The organism is Ruegeria sp. (genome assembly GCF_028066395.1).
Taxonomy (GTDB): domain Bacteria; phylum Pseudomonadota; class Alphaproteobacteria; order Rhodobacterales; family Rhodobacteraceae; genus Ruegeria.
Genome location: NZ_JALCBM010000076.1, coordinates 1 through 20423, shown reverse-complemented (window position 1 = coordinate 20423; position 20423 = coordinate 1). Strand labels below are relative to the sequence as shown.

Genomic DNA, 20423 nt, shown 5'->3' with positions numbered 1-20423 from the left:
AGATTTCTTGTGTCTTGTCGTTGCGAAGCGCGTCGGTCACCTTTGTCCTCCTGAGTGTCAAACCGTACTCTCGGGAAACGGTCTCTCCGGGACATCTGTCCGAATGCAAAACACCCGTAGGCTGCGGGCCAGATACTGACAGTTCTTGTCAGATTTTCAAGCGTCGAAAATGAAAGTCTGAATTCTCTGTTCCATTCGAAAAGGGCAGGCAACGGATCGCCTGCCCTCGGGCTTTTGTCAGTCGATGACGGGTGGTTCGACGCCCAGCTCACGCGCCAGTTTGATGCTGTGGTCCCAACACATTGTGTCGATCTGAACCTCGTTGGCCTCCAGCGCCTTGCGGCGGCGGGCAAAGCTGCCTTCGCCCGGCATCCGAATCTCGTCATAACCCACGGCTTTCTTCGAGTTCTTCACTGCCGCGATACGTTCATCAACCGCCGCCTTGAAGGTTGCGGCATCGCCGAACGCATCGGGGCTGATCGCAATCATCAGGTGGCCCTTGTTCGACGGCTTCTTGTTGATGTGATCCATACCCATATTGGCCCCGACCAATGCGCCGGACAGGAAGTCAATCATCATCAGCATGCCATACCCCTTGTTGCCGCCGGGGTTGATGGCCCCGATGTCCAGAGAATGACCGATCCCGGTACATACGTCATGCGGGTTGTCGGTGGGGTTGCCATCCTTGTCGGTGACCAGCGAGCTGTCCATCTTCTCGCCATACATCTGGGAATAGCGGACATAGGTCGGCAGCGTCACACAGGGCGTAAAGTCGATCAGGAACGGATCACCACCCGTCGGCGCGGCCCAGGCCAGCGGGTTCGAGCCGATGATCGGTTCGGTGCCGCCCAGCGGGTGCACAACCGGCACCACGTCATCCGAAAAGACAAGCGCCACCAGATCGTTGCGCGCGATACGCTCGGCATAGATCCCGGCCTGAAACAGGTCATGGCTATTGTTGATGCCGACCACGCCGATGCCCGATTTCTTGGCCAGTTCAGCCGCCTTGTCGCAGGCCATCAGCGCCGCAAAGGGACCGGGGCCGGAGTTGCCATCGATCAAGGCAAAGCTGGGACCTTCCTTGGCCACCGTGGGGCGCGCCCTGGGATCGGCCTTTTTCTCTTCGTAGTATTTTTGCAGATGCGTGAAAACGAGGTGGTTGAAGCCCTGAACGGAAACACCGCGCAGATCAGATTCCAGATGAATGTCCGCAATGATCTTGGCACCTTCTTCATCAAAGCCCACGCTTTCGGCTTTCAGCAGGTCCTCCATGAATGTGCGCAGGACATCGACTTTGACGGGGCGGGACGTGTGATTGAGCATTTTATCTCCAGAATGGTTAAGACGATCAGGGTATGCGCCCCAACCGAAACGTGGAGGCGATGACACAACGAAGATTGCAAAACATCCGGCGTTGATTAAATAACAACGTAATACATCTCAGTTTCATTATGATGAAACAATCAGAAATCGAGGAACAGGTGCAGGGGTAAATGGCAAAGTTCTCGGGTCAAATCGGTGATGTGGACCTGCATTTGTTGCGTGTTTTCCGGGCTGTGGTTGACGCCGAGGGGATTACCGCAGCAGAAAAAACGCTGGGCGTCGGGCGTTCGACAATCAGTCGTCAGATCAGCGAATTGGAGACCCGGCTGGGCATCACCCTGTGCGAACGCGGCAGGTCAGGATTTCGGCTGACGCAGGAAGGACGTATCGTGCTGGAGCAGTTGATGGATCTGCTGGGGTCCATCGAGCATTTTCGCCGCTCCGTTTCGGAAATTCATGACATCCTCACAGGCGAACTGGTGCTGGCGATCGCGGATTCATTCGTCACCGCAAACGCAAACCCCCTGCCCGACATCTTGCGCCGCTATGGCAAACAGGCCCCCAACGTGAAGCTGAAGCTGAGAAAGGTTTCTCCGAACAACATGGAACGGGAATTGGTGCAGCGCCGCTGCCATATCGCCTTGAAACCCGTTTACGCCGAACTTCCGGGCTTTCACTATCAAAGCCTTTATACCGAGAAAAACCAGCTATATTGCAGCGTCTCACACCCGTTGGCGACGGGCCCGACCCGCTCTCTTTCCGATCTTCGACAGCAGCGGTTCGCAACCCTCAGCTACAAGTCAGGCTTTGTCGATGTTCTGGATCGGATTGGCACGGCCTCATCGGCCGAGGCCAACGATCTGGAAGGCTTGGCCTATCTGATTTTGTCCGGACAGTATGTCGGCTTCCTTCCTGAACACTATGCCCAAAACCTGGTCGCGGATGGTTTTCTGGCGCCAATTGCAACCGAAAAACTGGACTATTCCGTTCCATTCAAGGCCATTTGCCTTGAGCATGAAGAAAAAAGCCTGACGGCCAGATTGTTTTTAAGCCTGCTGGACGAGACCTTTCTTTCGAAAACAAAACCCGGGCCGAAGATGTTGGAGTGACCTGTTTTGGTCGGTTAGCAGATGCGTTACATCCGCCTTCAGCAGTTGCAACGGCGTGCCCTTCCTTGATCATCTGAATGATCTGTTCGTCGGTGAACCTCGTCTTCATTAGCCCGTCCTTTGGTTGGCCGGATTCTACACAAAAACGGAGGAGATTCAGGGGCTCAGGTCACTCCGCAAACGTCTGTAATATTTGATTTTTAGCGGATTTCACATCGAAATGTGAAATGGTGCCCCCACACGGACTCGAACCGCGGACCTACTGATTCATACCACTACGACTTTCGCCGCCACGCGCAGGGCGCTTTGTGGTCTGGACTTTCTCTTCACCGTGACCCCGAAGGGCTTTAGGTGGGTGCCGTCAAGTCTCTACACGTTCAATCCGAGTTGCCCCGGAAAGCTTCGCTCGGGATTGCCAGCAGCATGACCTGCTCAGGTTTCCCCGAATTTGACACCAGTTCACCTCAACGTTTCCATCGAGGGCTGCAACTTTGCCCCAGAAGTTGAGCCCGGGGCGGCGCTACAAATCAGTTGCTCTACCAGCTGAGCTATAGGGGCACTTTATTGCCGCGCCTTTGCGATACGGTCAGATCCACTTCTCTTCCGGATCAAGCCAATCGAACGGCTAAGCTTCAAAAGTCAGTACGTGCCTTGGAACATTTTAACCCTTGTTCCTTGGACAACGTGTCACTGGATGAGCAGGCGTATATGGCAAAATTTTCAGGCCCGCAACCCGCTAAATTTTCTGTTTTGCGACACTGTCCATAGGCCCCGGCTTGACCTGAAAAGACGTCAAAAATCGAACGAATTGCTTTCGTCGACATCTAATTGTATCGGGTCGAAGAATTTGGGATCAGGACCTTATAATCCTGCGCCGCTCAGGTGGGAGCAGGAGACCGGCATCGACCGGCACTACATTGCGCCGGGCAACCCGACCCAGAACGCATTCATCGAAAGCTTCAATGGCAAGCTCCGCGACGAAGGCCTGAACGAAACACTGATTAGCTCGTTGGCCGAAGCCCGTGACACGCTGGAAGAATGGCAGGAAGACTACAACACCCACAGACCACATTCGGCGCTCGGAAACCTGACGCCGAGGGAATTTGCAGAGAAAATGAACATGGACAAACTGGTCGCGTAAGGCCATCAAATCGAACCCAAGAACTCTCTGCGAGGTGGAGAAAACTTGGGGCTCAGGTCAGCGGCCAGACCATGCCGACCGCCAAGATGGAGGCGGTTGAGGCACAGTTCGGCTGCCCGCTGATCGAGTTGTGAGGCATGACCGAAATTGCAGGTCTGGGTAGTAAGCATCCGATTTACGGCCCCAACAAAATGGGGTCGATCGGCGTTGCTTTGCCCTATTGAGAGCTGCGGATCGCCAATAACGAGGACTATCGCGACGTCATGCTCCACGGCGAGGTCGGTGAGCTGATGGTGCGTGTCCCTATAGTGATGATGGGCTATTACAACGACCTCGAGCGCACGGCCGAGGCGCTGGAAGATGATGTCTGGCTACATACTGCCGATCTGGCCAAAATGGACAGCGATGGCTGCATCTACGTGGTCGACCGCAAGAAAGACATGATCCTGACCGCCGGTTACAACGTCTACCCCGCCGAGATTGAACGCGTCCTGACCACCCGCCCGGCGGTCGCAATCTCCGCCGCCGGACCGGTGCCGGACGATCCGAAAGGTGAAATAGCCAAAGCCTATATAGTCCTCAAAGAGGGGGTGCAGGCCGAAGCTGATGAAGTCATCGCATTCGGTCGCGAAACATTGGCGGCATACAAGTTCTGCGTGCCGTGCAGTTTGTGGGCGATCTGCCCAAAACCAGTACCGGCAAAACCATGCGCCGTGAACTCAAGACATTGGATGAATAAGCGCCATATTCTGTCGCCCGACAACTTGTTCATGGATGTGAACAGAGTGCGAGGGGAATGAGCATGAAACCCAAAAGGCCGAAATGTGTAGAACTTTGCTTTTATTAGTCTGCCACAGTATTCGGTTCTTTTAGCTCAGAGCAGCCCATGGTTCATGCGTTGTATCCCGAAGAGGATGCGATCAAACAACGTCCATTCTGGCAATCAGTAAATTTAGACGTCAGCACGGTGCTGAAGTTTGGGCCCGGAGTGAGGAAATACCGTTTCGGTCGGAGCCAAGTCGACGCCCTCTAACGACTGGTTCGATGAAATGCGCTGCACCGCAACGCAAAGCATGCCACACCTGCGAGAGATTGCTGCGTCAGCGAAAGCTCAATATCGCATGTCGGCAAAGTCCACATTGCGGACATTAAGGTTTGAGTCGGAACCCGGTTTGACAGGGGCCCAAAGGTTTTCCGGTCGAAATGAACGCTGTTTTTTTCACCTGATGATTGTTTAGAAATTTTGTGCCGCAAAGCCGCAGCCACGCAGAAAATTTGCGGGGCAGCGTCATCGGAAGTTGATTTTTCTCATCACCAAGGGGTTCATAAAACTTAGATCGCGTGGATAGGTCTGAGTTCAAACTTTCAAATATCACCCAACATCAAGTTACGTCAGCTATGATACTTCACGATGGAATTACGGTTCGAAAATTAGTTCGGGGATCCGCCAAATTTATCTGCATTGTTCTAGCTTGGATATTAGTGGTGGAAATGATTGATGAGTTAACTCCGGTAAACTTGATCTCGAACCCAAGCCCTCCCGTCACAATGCTTGGATTGACGGTGGCTTTTTTCCTTGGATTCAAAAACACATCTGCGTATGGGCGTTGGAGCGAAGCGCGTGTGCTATGGGGCGACATTGTTAATGCCAGCCGGGATTGGGGCCAAACAATCGGAAATCTGGTGCAACCGAATGGGTCTCCGATCGACCCTGACTTGCGCCGCGAGTTGATCGAAAGACATATTGCCTGGCTCAATATGCTAGCCTTTCAACTGCGTCAGCCAGCACCGAACGGACGATCAAATAGGCCGTGGATGTTTGGCTACTCCCAACTGTCAAACCGAGAAGAACTGCATCAAAAACCGGAGTGCTGGCGCTCAAGTCAACTGGAACAAGATCTGCCTAAACTCGAGGGAAAATCCAACCGAGCGATAAATCTGCTGAATATTCAGGCCCAGAAATTGTCGGATATGGCACGCGAAGGCGCGATAGATTCGTATTGGCACGTGGCGCTAATGGGTCGGCTTTCCCGTTTCACGAACGCGCAAGGTCAATGTGAGCGTATCAAAAATACTCCGTTCCCGCGTCAAGTTGCTGAGGTCGGACGCATTTTCAGCTGGATTTTCATCTTTCTGCTCCCGCTGGCGTTTAGCGACAAACCCTCAGTTGTTTCAGGCATGGATACATCGACCTTGTCGGTAATTTTAATCGACTGGCTCACGCTTGCCCCTATCGGTGCCTTGGTCTGTTGGATTTTTTTTGTGACCGAACGAGTGAGTGCTTCAATGGAGGATCCGTTCGAAGGTGATGTGACCGACGTTCCTATTTCAGCCTTATGTCGGTCCATCGAAATTGATCTAAGACAGATGGCAAGTTGTGGAGTTCCACCCAAACCTGCGGAGCCAATAGGTCAATCTTTGTATTAACCGGGGTCTAGCGGTCGTTTGCTTACAAGATCAGAGCATCGAAGCGTAAGCGGCCCGAACTGAACAACGTTCTGGACCAGCTCCGCGACGGTGACATTGTCACAAATACGACCTCTCCCAATCCAAAGCCCAAAAATGGCGTGCAGCATCAGATCGCGTCAATCTGCTTTAGAAGGAAGATTGGACAGCACCTTCAAATCCTTCTTCGTGTAATGCTTTCGGTTTGAAATTGCCCTGGCAAGGAAATCCTTATGTTACTCGGCCTCAGCGCAGGCCGAGTAACAATTGCAAATTCGCCTCAGGCGATGGACATTCCGAGCGCTTCGAGTTGGAGCGTTAAAGCGCTTTCTGCTTCAGTGATTGAGTTCCAGTCATCAGCTGTCAGATTGTTCAGGTCCAGATCTTCGGCCTGAATATCCTGAAGCGTCATTGTATGGCCGCCGTTGCCGATGACTTCAAAGACCAAATCACCTTCGACTTCGGTGACTGACACGTCGCGCTCGCCCAGCGCGTTGAAGTCGATGACGTCCTCAGCGGGATCGAAGCCAGAAATCTGAGACTTGGCACCCCAGTTCCAGGTCAACTCGGCCGAATCGGCCCCTGCGCCAAATATCTCGACGTCCGGAGTTGAATTTTCATCCGTATCGGTTGTCGTGCCCCCGTTGTCCGGCTGGGTAGATCCGCCCTTCAAGTCGCCGGTTCTGGTCTGATGGCCATCGGTTGTCGCACCCGCCGGAGCTTCGGGCGTCAGCAGCATTGTGCGGTCTACCAGTGTTACATCGTTCTGATCAAAGCCAAAGGGCACCTCAAGGTTATCCTCCATCACCTGATCGAAATGGAATTCGACCAGACCGGGCACCAAGTCAGCCCTGGTTACATCTGTCAGAGTGACGCTTTGTCCAGTCGGCAGGGACGAGATGACTAACCCCTCGGTGCTATCCTCGACGCTGAGGCGTTCGCGGGTTCCGAAATACAGAAAGCTGATCTTCATTGTAGACGGATCAAAGCCATCAATGACTTCGTGCACGCCGTATTCGTGGCTGCGAACATAGACGGTGTCTGCTTCACGGGGTCCTACGCCTTGCTCCCAACTGATGACGCCGCCCATATCCTGACGGAAATGTTCGTTGCCAACCACACCGAAGCTGTCGATGGTCACGTCCTGGAAAGTGACGCCTTGCACGATTTGCGCCGCGTCTGACCACGGACTGTCAATGACGATCTCTCCGGCCTCGGATTTGGTGACAATCATGCCATGAACAGAGGTGCCGCCGAAATCCAGTTCGTCCACTCCAGGGCGGAACCCGGTTATGTCATCGGCATTGCTGTCGGCGCGGTATCTTACGCCTCCTGCATCGGTATTTCCGGTCACCGCAGGCGGGTTTGAACCGTCTGTATCATAGCTGAGGTCGTACCCTTCGCCCACACCCGGTGCGATGATGATCTGCCCCAAAGCAGCGGACACTTCGTTCAGCACCGCCTGGTCGGTGATCGAGAAGTTGCCGACCGACAGATCGGACAGGCCAAAGCCAGTAAAGACGATCTGCTTGGTGACATTGCCGTCGGTCAGTTCGATCCGGACGGTCTGCCCTAGCGCATCACCGCTTTCTTCAAAGATCGCAAAGGACGCAGCGGTGATGTCAGGGCCAATTTCAATGACATCGCCCATGGCAGGCATGAAGCCTTCGACAATCCCGGCGTCGCTGGCGAGGCTGAGGGTGATATGCATGTGCTGGTGGGTATGGCCGCCGCCGTTGCCACCACCGCCCGGCGTGGTGACGCCGGCCCCCACAAGGCTCAGCACCTCGGTCGCTGCGGTATCGTCCAGAATGGTGAAGTTTGCGGCACTTAGGTCGGCGAGGGTGACGCCGCTAAGTGTCGTGGTCTGATTGTTCGACGGAATGGCGAACACGACCGAGCCATTCACTTCACTGACATCCAGTGCGTCCGCGCCGACCCACGAGATAAAGATCGTACCGGTTGCTAGATCAAAATCGGAAATGGTGGCGTTGGTGCCCCAAGCCCATGTGATCACCACATCTGCTGTTTGCTCGGTGGTGTCAGCAGTGCCGTTGCCGACCTGCTCGGCCGGCGGCGGCGAAGTCGTCGGCGGAACGGTCGGAGGAGACGTGTTCCCTGTATCGTCTCCCCCTCCGATATCCGTGGGCAGAACGCCATCCGTGTAGACCTTGATGGCATCTTCGACCGAAGGCGCGTCATACCCGCCGAACTGCGAAATATAGCGCAAGATTGACGTGCCGTATTCATCGACAGACACGTTCCCGCCCTGAAGAAGGGACAAAGTGCCCCAAGCGCCGCGCAAATGTGCAGCGGCCATGATTCCGGTCAGACTCAGTGTGACAGAGACTTCTTGACCGTTGTCCATGTAGGTGCGCGTTGTGCCAAGATAGTCAGACAGGCTTTCTCCCTGATACCCCAACCCGGTCTCGATGACTTGTAGGTTGTAGCCAAAGGCTTCCTGTATTGCGTGCTCCTGCGCCTCGGCGGTTGTGAATTCCACCAACGAATTCACCCCGTTCTTTCCTGTCCAAGTGCCATCCCAGGTGTTAGACGCCGCGCCATTCCCATAGTAGATATCATCCGTGTAATAACCGAGATCGATCAGAAGCGCCTCGCCGAATTGGTACCCGACAAAACCCAATGAGTTCATCGAGCGATAGGACATGGCGTCCCATTCATCACTACTTAGATCCGACCAGTTGGAATAGTTTGGATAGAAATCTGTGACCACCCCTCCGGCCCATTGGTTCAGTTGCCAGTCCTGAATGACCCCAGCATCATAGCGATCTCGATCCCAACCAGATTCAAACGCACGCAAGGCGTCGCGAAATTCTTCATATGTTCCATTACTCATCTTGAAACAGACTCCCATCTTTTCGTTGTTTCAGCCCAAGTATTTCGGCTTTTTTAGCCCGATGAATTCGGACCCAACCTGCGTAACAAGGTAGAAGTCGCGGTTATGTTAAGAGTTCATTAACGAATAAGTCTGCGCGGATACGGGCTCAGGTCGGGATTCTTAATGCGCATAAAAACGCCATTAGTCAGTGTGTTACGTGGATCTTGAGCAAGAGAGCGGCGCAATTGCGCAAGTCTTCGCCAAATTTGGACTGTTGCAATAATTAACTTTGCATAATTGCCGGATCGAATTGTTAAGAAAGCCTCAGCCGATCCAGATCGGCTGAGACGATATTATCAATCAGGCGATGATCAGAGACCCCAGTCCTGCGACTGCTGAGCCGTCAATTCGCTGATGTGCTGCATGACATCGAAATGCTCGTCAACACCCTGAACGCTGATCACCTTTTGGCCATTTGCCGTGACCCAATGAGTGCTGGAACGCCATTCGATCTGAAGTTGATCCAGAGACGAAATCCCGAACCCTTCCAGATCGATCACAATCGAGTCGTCAGCCTCAAAATCCCGGATCACCTGACCACCATACTGGCTGCCGGGACCGGTGATGACAAAAGTATCGCTGCCTTCGCCACCGAACATATTGGCAAACCCGGCTTCTGAAGACTGGTCTGCATCAAGGATGATAACGTCGTCGCCGTCTCCACCATCTGCATTGGTGATCATCGCGCCTTTGCGGATCACGATGGTGTCATTGCCGTCGCCGCCGTTCAGAGTAGCGAATTGATTGAGCGCACCGCCAACAATGTAGTCATCACCAGCACCACCATTCAGGGTCAATCCACCACTGCCGGTGTCGCCGATCATATAGTCCCAACTATCGGTGCCATCTACGGTGGTGATCTCTTCGCCCACTTCGGCATCAATCCGGTTGCCATATTTCTCGAACCACTCCAGCGTGTTGGCGCCGAAGGGCGGTTCATAGACGACCTGATAGCCGCCTTTGTCGTCGCCAACCAGGCTACGCAGGTCGATGAAGGACGGGTCAAAACCGTTTCCGTCATCGTCATAGCGCACGATGTCTTCACCGGTCGTTTTGCTGAACAGAACGATCTGACCATTCTCGATGCGGTGATCCAGATCGAACCAGCCGGTCATCCCGTAAGCATCGAGGTCGATCTCGATCCGGTCGCCTTCGTTGGCGTCGAAATCGGTGATCGTATTCTCGCCACCGTTCAGAACGAAAGTGTCAGCTCCGGCGCCACCGATCAAAGTGTCGTTGCCTTCACCCGAAACCAGTGTGTCGTCGCCTTCTCCGCCATCCAAGATGTCGTTTCCATCCATCCCGTTCAGGACGTTGTCACCACTATCGCCGATGAGAAGGTCATCGAATTGGCTGCCAATGACGTTTTCCATCTCATAGACATAGTCACGCCATTGCGCGTTTGTCTGACCGTCATATTCAACGCCGTTCACCTCAAAGTAGCTTTTGCCGTCTTCTTTGCGCATGTCCACTGTGACGCCACTGCTGGCATCCAGATACGCGATGGTATCGTCGCCTTCGCCACCGTAGATGTGGTTAAAGCCAGACCCGGCGATGAAAAGGTCGTCGCCGCCAAAGCCCCAAAAGCTGTCATCTCCGGCCTTGCTTTCCTCGCCGTCTTGGCCAAACCGGTTATATCCCATGAGAATATCGCCGTAATCGGTACCAAAAAGGTAGTCAGCATTGGCTCTCCCATAGAGCTCGGTGCCGCCATAGGCACCCAGCATCAGGAACTTGCTGCTGCCCAATGCGTCAAGCGACCCGTTCGGCAACTCAAAGGACTGGCCCGAATTCATGTCGACACCATCTTTGTCGATGAAAAGCGCGCTTTCGACGACCTGCTTTGCCCAAGCCTGACGAATGCTTAGGTCATCCCAATTCAAGCTTGAGGGGAAAGTGCTTTTCAGGTCTTCCCAGAAAATGACAGCGATCAATTTGGGCGTGTCAGTCGATTCATCATAGATCCGGAACGCCTGCTCCTTTGGCAGACCTTCATGCTGGAAGGTGATGTCGTTGAAGTTGTGCTCGGTCAATGGAAGGATGATCGTGTCCTGTGTCGGATTGAAATCACGCACATGCGTGGCATTGCCATCTTGGAACTCGCCGCCGGCATGGCCACCCATATTCGAGAGCGCCTCTCCCATTCCGAAGAACAGCTTCACCAAGCCGCCCATCGGCCCGGGCAGGATGGCATTGGCGGCCGCACCCATGCCCGACCACAATCCATTGGCCATATAATCTGTGAAGTCTTTGCCATCGTTTGTGGGCGCATTTGCATCGCCAAGCACAAATGTGTCAAAGCCAGAACCGCCCCACAACTGGTCATGCCCGACCTGACCATCCCTATTCCCGGAATAAAGCCAGTCATTGTCGGCGCCGCCATAAAGCACATCTACGCCGGTTCCGCCCAGCAGAATATCGTTGCCGATGCCACCATAGATTATATCGTCATCAGCGCCGCCATCGATATAGTCATTGCCTGACCCACCGCTAAGTGTGTCATTGCCAGCGAGGCCAAAGATCATGTCATCTCCGCCCATGCCAAAGATCTTGTCGTCGTGCTTATATGAGGTGCCGCGATGCGTGTCCGCGCCATAGATCACATTGGCTTTGTCATTCCCTATCACGCCTTCTTCGACACGATAAACGATGAGTTTTTTGCCGCCTTTCTTGTGGTCAAGGTGATGCCAAATGTTATTGGTGAAGTTGGTCTCGTGCTCCCCCAAGACTTTGACGAAGCCGGCCTTGACCTTTTCGGTCACTTCAATTCGGCTCCAGTTGGTCGGATACTCGTACCACTTCGTGGACCAATACTCATGATCATAGCCGTTGAAGTGCATCTGATCGGGGGTCAACCCAATCTCAGTATCAATTTCATTGGCCGCGGCTGACGGCTGAGCCTCATAGGACGTGTCTGCACTGATGTCTGCCAAGGCTGATGCCTCGGGGCCAGCAAGCGAAACCTGTCCAGAAATTTCCTGCGGTTCACCACTCGTCTTCACCGAGAGAAGCTCTTCGTTCTGTTCTTCGAGAAATTCATCTGTTTTGACCGGACCCTTCGCAAAAGGCTGGTGGTTGGTTTTGTTTGCATGTTTCATTTTCTTTCTCCTCACTATTCTGGATGCTAGGCACACGGAAATCGGGCCAATTCTCATCGCAGATCATAAGGAAGATGTGGTCTTTCCCGGTGCTCATCTCAACGGCGACGATAGGTCTAAGCTGTTACAAAGTATGACAAAATTATAAGTCAAAGCATGAAAAAAACAGATAACCCGGCTGGCGCCGTTTCTGGCTCCAACCGGTGAGTTCTATCTTTCCCTTTGGTCGCCCGAGCGCCTGTTTCGATCGAAACTAAAGCGCTCGGAGTTTGGTTGTGTAGCGATATGAAATCGCTGTGATGTCGCCCCACTTAGGCGACCAGGTCGACAAAGAAGCTGTCAGTCGGAACAGGGGTTCCGCAGATGTCTTCATCGCCCGCAGTCGGTACGATTTCGCACAGCGGCGGCGGGGTCATTTCCATCTCGTCTTCCGGAACCTCGGTGCCGCATCTCGGGTCAGGCATGATCGGGGGTACGGCAATGACATCGTCACCCTGGTCCAGAACGATCGGATCAAAAGGCAGCGGGTTCACTGCGACCAGATCCTCACCGTCCTGAGGCACCGGGGTACCGCAGCGCGGATCAGGCATGATCGGGGAAACTGCTGTGACATCCTCACCTTCAGCGGCAGGAACTGCGCCAAATGGCAGAGGAGCCACCGCAACCAGATCATCACCCTGACCGGCAGGAACCGCACCATAGGGCAGAGGGTTCACCGCGACCAGGTCCTCATCGTCCTGAGGCACCTCAGTGCCGCAACGAGGATCAGGCATGATCGGGGAGACTGCGGTCAGGTCTTCGCCTTCACCGGCAGGCACCGCACCAAAGGGCAGCGGGTTTACGGCCACCAGGTCTTCACCATCGTTCGGCACTTCGGTGCCGCACTTGGGAAAGGGCATGATCGGGGGCACGGCGATGACATCGTCATTGGCCGACTCGAAGCGAGTATTGGTTACATTTGTCATAGTATTTCTCCTTGTTTCACACGTTGTTTTACACCCAAAAAAATGTTGAAAACTTCCTCCTCGGGTATGACAAAAAGGTGGTTATTCCAGCCCGTCGTTACAATGCGGAAAAGGGGCGTAAATTGTTACAAAGTATGACAAAAAACGCTCCAGAAGCATTGATTTGAGCCTGCAAAAACACACAACATCGGCTTGAATCTCGCCAACCGCCAGATTACAAAAAACCAGCGCCAAAAATGGCGCTGGTCATGTCTTTTGGTCTGCGGCTAAGGCCGTTTCGGCAAACCGATCAAACCTCGCGGAACGTAGTCCGGATCTGCTTGCTAAGCGGGTCGATCAGATACTCGAACAAGGTTCGCTCTCCGGTCGTTATATAAACCTCGGCTGGCATGCCCGGCAGCAGGTTGAGCTGACGGTCTTCCAACAACGCAAAGGCGTCCTCGTCCAGAGCGACCCGAGCCTCATAATACGGCATTCCCGTTATCGGATCGGTCTTGAGATCAGCCGAGACAAACTCGACGCTGCCATCCAACCGGGACACAATGTGCTGGTCAAAGGCTGCGATGACCACACTGGCCGATTGCCCCACTGCAACATTGTTGATGTCCTGCGGCATGACGCTGGCAGTCACGACCAGACCGTCCCCCTCGGGCACGATCTGCATCAAGGTCTCGCCCGGCGATACAACGCCGCCAACCGTATGCACCATCATCTCGTGTACGATCCCATCCGCCGGAGCCCGAAGATCGACCCGGGCCAGTTGCAGTTCCGCAGCACTGCGGCGTTCCTTCAGACCATCCAGTTCAACCTCAAGCGCCGAGATCTCGTTCATGACCTGCTCGCGAAAGGTCTTTTCCAATTGCAGAATATTGATCCGCGTCTCGCTGATCCGTCCACGGGCAACGGCGATACGCGAGATCAGACCTCCGCTATTGCCAACCAGACCGCTGCGCTGACGCTTCAGAGCAGTCACGCGGGTTTCAGGTGTCAGGCCCTTTTCCAGCAGTTGCTGCTGACCTGCAAGTTCGCGTTCGATCAGTTCGATCTCTTCCTCTGCTGCATCGCGCTGCGCTTCAAGGCCGGTGATCTCCTGTTCAATCTGCGTGATCTGCTCGGTCAGCGCCGCGACCTCTCCGTCCTGAGACAGACGACGTGCGTCCATAACCGCCCTTTGGCTTGCCAGGGCACGTTGCACTTTGGCCTCATCTTTTCGCGACATGAGTTCATCGGACAATACCAGATCATCCAACCCATCCCGTTCGGCTGTCAGACGGGCCAGTTGCGCCTCAATCGCGACAAGCCTGTCATCGACCAGCGCCTGACTTCCCGACAGCAACTGGTCGTCGAGCCTGAGAACCACATCTCCGGCCTGAACGCGATCTCCGTTTCTGACGTGGATGTCGCCGACGATGCCGCCATCGGGATGCTGTACGGTACGCAGGTCAGATGACACCACGACATTGCCCGCTGTTACCACAGCGCCGGACATACGCGCCGTCGTTGCCCAGCCGCCGAAGCCAAGGGCAAGTGCGGCGATGGCGGCCAGACCAAGTCCGATGGATCGGCTAGAGCGGTCCTTGAAGCCTTCGGTCGGGATGTTGGAATTCGGATTGATATTCATAATCTCCTCCATTCATTCGGTTTCAATGCGGGCTGAGGTCAGCCTGCTGCAGCGGCAGGGGTCGCGTCTGCGGCTTCTGCCTGCGGGGATTGTTCGACTGTTCTCGGGTTGGTCTGCGCGGCAGCGACGGCCTGATTGCGCTGGCGCAACCGCTCCATCACTTCGGCGCGGGGGCCAAATTCTCCGACACGGCCATCCTCCATGATCAGGATCTTATCGACCGAACCCAGCACGCTGGCCCGATGCGCAATAACGATGACAATCGCGCCGCGTGCCTTGGCAGCTTGGATCGCATGGTTAAGCGCAGCTTCGCCTACAGCGTCCAGGTTCGAGTTCGGCTCATCCAGAACCACCAGAAAAGGGTCTCCATACAATGCACGGGCAAGGGCAACACGCTGGCGCTGACCACCAGACAGGGCGGCCCCACGCTCCCCGACCGCTGTCGCATAGCCGTCTTTGAAGCTGGCGATCAGTTCATGGACACCGGCAGCCTTGGCGGCGGCAATGACCTGTTCGTCTTTCGCTTCAGGATCAAAGCGCGCAATGTTCTGGGCGATGGTGCCGTCAAACAGCTCAACATCCTGCGGCAGAAAGCCGATCTGAGGGCCCAATTCTTCGGTCAGGTATTGATCGAGCGGCACTCCGTCGAGGTTGATGTTGCCTTTGGCCGCCGACCACGCACCAACCAATGTGCGGGCCAGGGTCGACTTGCCACTGCCGGTCGAACCGATCACAGCCAGGGCTTCGCCTGCCTTCATGTCAAACCCGACGCCTTTGAGAACGGCGGTGGTCGCCATCGGCGGGGCAGCGATCAGCCCGTCAACAGTAAGCGAATTTTGGGCCTTGGGCAGCGAGATTCTATGATCTGCCTCGTCACCCGACAATGTGGTCTTCAGCTGTGCCCAGGCCTGCCGGGCCGCCACCAGGCTGCGCCAGCTGCCGACAAGGGTTTCGATGGGCTGCAGGCCACGGGACATGATGACCGAAGCGGCAACAATCGAGCCTGCCGAGATTTGCCCGTGGATGGCCAGATAAGCCGCAACCGCCAGGACGCCAGACTGCAGCGCAAGACGAAAGACCTTGGTAAAGCTGCCCGAAACGCCGACCGTTGTTGCGGCATTGGCGCTTGCACCAAGATGCAGGTCGTTCACGTCCTGCCAGGTCCGGCCCAGATTGGACTGCATGCCCATGGCGCGGATCATCTCGGCGTTGCGGCGGCTGGCTTCGGCCAGACGGCTACGCTTGCCCGCGTGTTCAGCCTGAACGCAAGCCGCAGCACGCACCTTGATATCGGTGACGATCGCGATGGCGATCAGAGCTACAGCGCCGACGACCCCAACCAGACCCAGCCACATATGCATAGCAAAGACCAGCCCCAGATAAACCGGGATCCAGGGCAAATCAAACAGCGCACCCGCACCTTGACCTGACAGGAAGCTACGGATTTTCTCGACATCCTGAATGGCCGCGGCGGGATTTCCGCCGGGACGCATGCGCGAAGGTTCTGTAAGGGTGCAGTCAAACGCGGTCCGGGTCAGGCGTTGTTCAAAACGATGGCCCATAGCAACCAGAACACGGGTCCGCGCACCGTCAATCAGAGCCATGAACAGATACAGACCGGCCACCAGCGTGCTGAGCGCGACAAGCGTGTTCACACTCTGGCTGGACATGACGCGGTCATAGATCTGCAACATGAAAATCGGGCCGGTCAGCATCAGCAGGTTCACCGCACCGCTGAAAATGCCGGTGGCAATCAGATTGCGCTTTAGCGCGCTCTTGGCCGCGCTCAGTTGGGGATGAACGGTCGAATGTTGTTGCATGACGGGCTCCTGATCAAATGACTGTGGGAAATACTTGGAGGTCCAATGCGCAGCGCCCAAGGCTTTGTCACACTTTGATTCAATTGGCTTTTCGGCCTTTAGCGGGGTGAGGTGGCCGAACTGAACGTTCAGTCGTGTTCTGGGCCGGGGCGAAAACCCCGCACACCCGCTGCTGCATCGTCGATGCAATTTCCGCTTGGGAAAGCAGGCGTATTTGAACTAGCGTCCAATCTAATGGGATGGGACAGGAACGTAGATGCGATGCGCTGGAATGATCTGACACTTCGAACACAAGTAATGAGCATCGTGTTCATTAGTTGGGCGATCGTCGGTGTGTTCTCGGTTGTCACCGACTTGGTTCAGATCCGCAATTCTCGCGCAGAAGAGATCCGAAATAGGGGCGATGCATTTCTTGCTCAGGTCGTGTCGACCCTGGCCCATGTGCCGCCTGAAAGCCGTGCCGAAGCAGCGCTTGGCTTCTTTCCTGCAGAATGGAGTGTCAGGGTAGGTACCCAGGACGCAGCAACCTCTCTGGCCAATGGCCGCCAACGTCCGAACATGGCGGATTGGCTGACGGCGCGGCTGGAACACCGAGGGATTACTGTCGCGGAACTTTCCGTGGCGGACGCGGTTATTGACGCCAGACACGACCAAAGCGCGCTGCTGCAACTATTCAAGAGCCACGCGGGCGCGCCTCTCGACGCAAAAAGCGTTGACGCGTTTCTGGTAAGCGTTTTCTCGGTACGGCTCAAAGATGACGAGGAGTGGCTGAACTGCTATTTGCTGATGCAAAACAAGAGCATCGCGCCTTTGGTCATTGTTGGCTCCATCGACAGTCTTGTCGCACTTACCCTACTCTGTATTCTCGCGTTTCTCATCCAGAAAGTCATGCGTCCCCTCAGCGCCATGGCCGTCAATGCCGAATTGATTGGCCGCGGTGAAGAGGTCGGCCCGCTGATTGAGACAGGTGCCATCGACATCCGCCACACAATCATCGCTTTCAACCGCATGGAAGCCCGAATTGTTCTGGCGCTTGAATACAAGACCACCTTGCTGCGCAGCCTTGGGCATGACCTGAAAGGGCCTATCGCCCAAATGCAAGATTCCATCGAGAAACTGGAGCCAACGACCCAGAAGGAACAGCTTCTCAAGCGGTTGGGTGCGCTGAGCGAGATTGTCAATTCCGTCACCGACCTCAATCGCGAAACGCACCACGATGGAGATCTTGCGCGATTGGACCTGCGATCTTTGATCGAAGCTCTGGTCGAAGAGCAGGTGGATGCAGGCCGCGACGTGACCTACACCATCGAGCAATCTGCCATAGTGAACGGGCGTCACAATGCGCTGACCCGCGTTCTGCGAAATCTTCTGGAGAACGCGGTCAAATTTGGCGGGCGTACAAATGTTACTCTCACCAGTGTAGATGACATGGCCGCAATTCATATCGACGATGAGGGGCCGGGTATCCCAGTCGAGCAGTTGGAAACCGCATTCGAGCCGTTCCAAAGATTAGGCGCCACTGAGCCCGGCACCGGCCTTGGCCTGGCCATTGTTCGAACAATTGTTGTTGACCAAGGTGGCACGGTGTCTTTGGAAAATCGCGAAGGTGGGGGTCTGAGGGCGAGCGTCTTCCTACCGATTGACACGCAGATTTAGTCGGGCCGGAAAATGTAGCCCTGCCCCCAGACCGTGCGGATATGTTCCGGGTTGGCAGGATCGCTTTCGATCTTGGACCGTAATCGCTTGATCAAGGCGTCAACACTGCGGTCGCTTGCGCCCCCATGCTGCCTTGTGCGCGCGACCGCCAAAAGGTCCTCCCGCGTGCAAAGAACATCCGAGTTCTCGACGAAAAACCGCATAACCCGCGCCTCACTTGAGGTCAGGGTTATCACGCGCCCATCATCGTGTTTCAAGTGCCGCTCGTTCTCCACCAGTTCCCAAGGACCAAATCGGGTCAAACGTTTTTGGCTTTTCTGGCCCGTTTGCCGACGTCGCATAAGCGCTCGGATACGCGCCAAAAGTTCAAGTTCATTGAAGGGTTTGATAATGTAGTCGTCCGCGCCCAGTTCCAGCAGGGAAATACGTTCCGCATCGTCGTCAATCGAACTGATCATGATGATCCCGGCATCAAGACGCGAGGCAATCTCTCGACAAAGCACTTTCCCGCTTGTGCCCGGCATAACGAGGTCCAACAGAAAAAGATCATAATCCTCAGCTTCTATCTTTTCCCGGGCCGCCGGAACATTTGGCACATGATCAATCTGGTAGCCTTTGTGTCTGAGGAAAAAACAAACATTCTCGGCGAACTCCACATCATCGTCGCAGATTAAAATCCGTTCGTCGATTACGGTGGACCCGTCCGCGGCCTCATTCATTTTGTAAGCTCCTCAGGAGAAGTTTTCCGCTGTGATAACAGCATCGGGCATCACACAGTGTCAACGACGCAGCCATGAACGTTGCAAGTTCCGAATAGGGTGTATCAAGAACATCGGTGACGGTTTGACCTGACAAGCCGCTTTCGGATCCGTAGTGTTTCGTCATTTGATAGCCGGTATCGCATTGAGGACCAGCACATGACGGATCAGCAAATTCAATCGGGAAAATCGACCGAGGGCATGGTCGACTACAACGAAAACTCCTCTGCGCAACTACAGTTGGTACTTCTTCTGAGCCCACTTGTTCGAAATTTGGTTTCCTCAATGGATGAGCCTGAGACCGAGTTCAAGATCGTGGACTATGGGTGCGGGCCAGGTATCAACTCTATTGAGATGGTCAAACCAGCCATCGAGACGAGTTTGGAGAAGTTCGGCGATCAACCCATTGTCGTTTGCCATTCCGATCAAGTTGGCAACGATTGGAACACTTTGTTTGAATTGGTCGAAGGTCCAGCTGGCTATTCACATATTTCAAATAACATCCGTACCGAGGCAGCAATCGGATCCTTTTACGATCAGGTGGCATCTCCGGCATCGGTGTCGATCGGGACATGTATTTTTGCAAGCCATTGGCTCAGCCAGGGCATTCAACTGTACTCGCCAGAAACCGTCTGGTTCGCTGATCTGGAAGGCGATGCCAGGCTGACCGTCAACCGGATAGCGCAGAACGACTGGACTCACTTTCTGCTCCAGCGGGCTCAAGAATTGCGTTCAGGAGGATACCTTGTCGTCGGAACACTTGGCTCTGTTCCCGACCCATCCGAGACAAACGGCATCGCCGCATCGGGGCGCGGTATCTATCACGCGATTCAGGCTGTGGCTAAGGCGATGGTAGACGACAGCCTCATTAGCCACGAAAGTCTCGGTTCATTTTTGTTCTCACTATGGTTTATGACAGATGATGAGGCGAAATATGCTCTTGAGCAAAACGACGACCTGAGAAACGCTTTCGAAATTTGCCAGATCAGTGTGGAACCTGCCCCGATAAAAGCTGACGACATCTTCAAGGAGCATATCGATGATCCTGACACCTATGCCGAAAAGTATGTTGGGTACATCCGGGCCTTTGCGGATTCTACTTTGAGAACGCAACTGTTTAGTCCCAACTGCAACAACTCTGAATTGCTCGATCAGCTTATGGTCGAGTTCTACAATCGTCTCTCGAAACTCTATGTGTCAGAGACGAGCAAGTACGCATGCGAGATTTGGCACCTCACTGTTGTTCTCCGTAGAAAGTAACAAGAGACTGAAATTCGCACTACCAACGTCAGTGGAGTGATCCAGCTGAAGCCTGCTCTCACGGCGCTCGGCATTTTTGATGAGTGACGGCCCATTTCTCCTGTTGGCAAACCTTCACAATGCTGCAGTGTGGCCCGTCAGTAACACTAGCGCGATTGGCTAAATGCAATCGCTCGCGTCAAATCAACTACTGTGTTCCCATAAGTATGCATAAGCACTCGCAACAGTTGATTATGGTGGTTCAGTTCCTCGGTCGTGAGGCTAAGCGCGCCACTCTCAATCAATCCTTGCATATCGCGAAGCCTTTGCAGGTCCTCAAACTCACTTA

The 20423-nt window shown here is 54.6% G+C and carries 13 protein-coding genes and 1 pseudogene; 6 read left to right on the top strand and 8 right to left on the bottom strand.

Annotated features, from left to right (window positions below; translation table 11 throughout):
- Positions 1 to 237: 237 nt before the first annotated feature.
- Complete coding sequence (locus MPJ51_RS18660; protein WP_298389784.1) at positions 238 to 1323, bottom strand: Ldh family oxidoreductase; 1086 nt, start codon at positions 1321 to 1323, stop codon at positions 238 to 240.
- Positions 1324 to 1523: 200 nt separating this feature from the next.
- On the opposite strand from MPJ51_RS18660, the gene MPJ51_RS18655 reads away from it, so the two are divergent.
- From MPJ51_RS18655 to MPJ51_RS18640, 4 genes and pseudogenes are all read left to right on the top strand, one after another.
- Positions 1524 to 2432 carry a LysR family transcriptional regulator gene (locus tag MPJ51_RS18655; RefSeq protein ID WP_298389781.1) on the top strand — a complete coding sequence of 303 codons (909 nt, stop codon included), beginning with the start codon at positions 1524 to 1526 and terminating at the stop codon, positions 2430 to 2432.
- 892 nt (positions 2433 to 3324) lie between these two features.
- Positions 3325 to 3573, top strand: a pseudogene (locus MPJ51_RS18650) (integrase core domain-containing protein); the annotation flags it as partial.
- Positions 3574 to 3836: 263 nt separating this feature from the next.
- The gene (locus MPJ51_RS18645; protein WP_337959822.1) at positions 3837 to 4373 is read left to right on the top strand and encodes a hypothetical protein; all 537 of its coding nucleotides are present in this window, start codon (positions 3837 to 3839) and stop codon (positions 4371 to 4373) included.
- A 598-nt stretch (positions 4374 to 4971) separates the two neighbouring features.
- Positions 4972 to 6000: a bestrophin family ion channel gene (locus tag MPJ51_RS18640; protein ID WP_298389778.1), complete on the top strand. Its 1029-nt coding sequence runs from the start codon at positions 4972 to 4974 to the stop codon at positions 5998 to 6000.
- 298 nt (positions 6001 to 6298) lie between these two features.
- Here MPJ51_RS18640 and MPJ51_RS18635 read toward each other — a convergent pair whose 3' ends face one another.
- The 5 genes from MPJ51_RS18635 to MPJ51_RS18615 form a co-directional block, all read right to left on the bottom strand.
- Positions 6299 to 8875: a hypothetical protein gene (locus tag MPJ51_RS18635; protein ID WP_298389776.1), complete on the bottom strand. Its 2577-nt coding sequence runs from the start codon at positions 8873 to 8875 to the stop codon at positions 6299 to 6301.
- A 353-nt stretch (positions 8876 to 9228) separates the two neighbouring features.
- Positions 9229 to 12015, bottom strand: a complete 2787-nt coding sequence (locus tag MPJ51_RS18630) for a calcium-binding protein (protein WP_298389773.1) — start codon at positions 12013 to 12015, stop codon at positions 9229 to 9231.
- A 311-nt stretch (positions 12016 to 12326) separates the two neighbouring features.
- Complete coding sequence (locus tag MPJ51_RS18625) at positions 12327 to 12980, bottom strand: hypothetical protein (RefSeq protein WP_298389770.1); 654 nt, start codon at positions 12978 to 12980, stop codon at positions 12327 to 12329.
- 289 nt (positions 12981 to 13269) lie between these two features.
- A complete protein-coding gene (locus MPJ51_RS18620) occupies positions 13270 to 14601 on the bottom strand; it encodes an HlyD family type I secretion periplasmic adaptor subunit (protein ID WP_298389744.1) in 1332 nt (443 codons plus the stop codon).
- A 38-nt stretch (positions 14602 to 14639) separates the two neighbouring features.
- Positions 14640 to 16421, bottom strand: coding sequence for a type I secretion system permease/ATPase (locus MPJ51_RS18615; protein ID WP_298389743.1), 1782 nt, complete (start codon positions 16419 to 16421; stop codon positions 14640 to 14642).
- A gap of 297 nt (positions 16422 to 16718) precedes the next feature.
- Between MPJ51_RS18615 and MPJ51_RS18610 the strand changes: the two genes are divergently transcribed.
- Entirely contained in the window at positions 16719 to 18077 is a 1359-nt protein-coding gene (locus tag MPJ51_RS18610; protein ID WP_298389741.1) for a HAMP domain-containing sensor histidine kinase, read from the top strand.
- Here MPJ51_RS18610 and MPJ51_RS18605 read toward each other — a convergent pair.
- Positions 18074 to 18796 (bottom strand): response regulator transcription factor, encoded by a 723-nt coding sequence (locus tag MPJ51_RS18605; RefSeq protein WP_298389740.1) that lies wholly within the window; start codon positions 18794 to 18796, stop codon positions 18074 to 18076. The two genes, MPJ51_RS18610 and MPJ51_RS18605, sit on opposite strands and share 4 nt — an antisense overlap.
- A 198-nt stretch (positions 18797 to 18994) precedes the next feature.
- Between MPJ51_RS18605 and MPJ51_RS18600 the strand changes: the two genes are divergently transcribed.
- Positions 18995 to 20095 (top strand): hypothetical protein, encoded by a 1101-nt coding sequence (locus tag MPJ51_RS18600; protein WP_298389738.1) that lies wholly within the window; start codon positions 18995 to 18997, stop codon positions 20093 to 20095.
- Positions 20096 to 20241: 146 nt separating this feature from the next.
- On the opposite strand, the gene MPJ51_RS18595 is transcribed toward MPJ51_RS18600, so the two are convergent.
- Positions 20242 to 20423, bottom strand: a 182-nt coding sequence (locus MPJ51_RS18595) for a hypothetical protein (RefSeq protein ID WP_298389736.1), incomplete at its 5' end; no start/stop codon positions are given.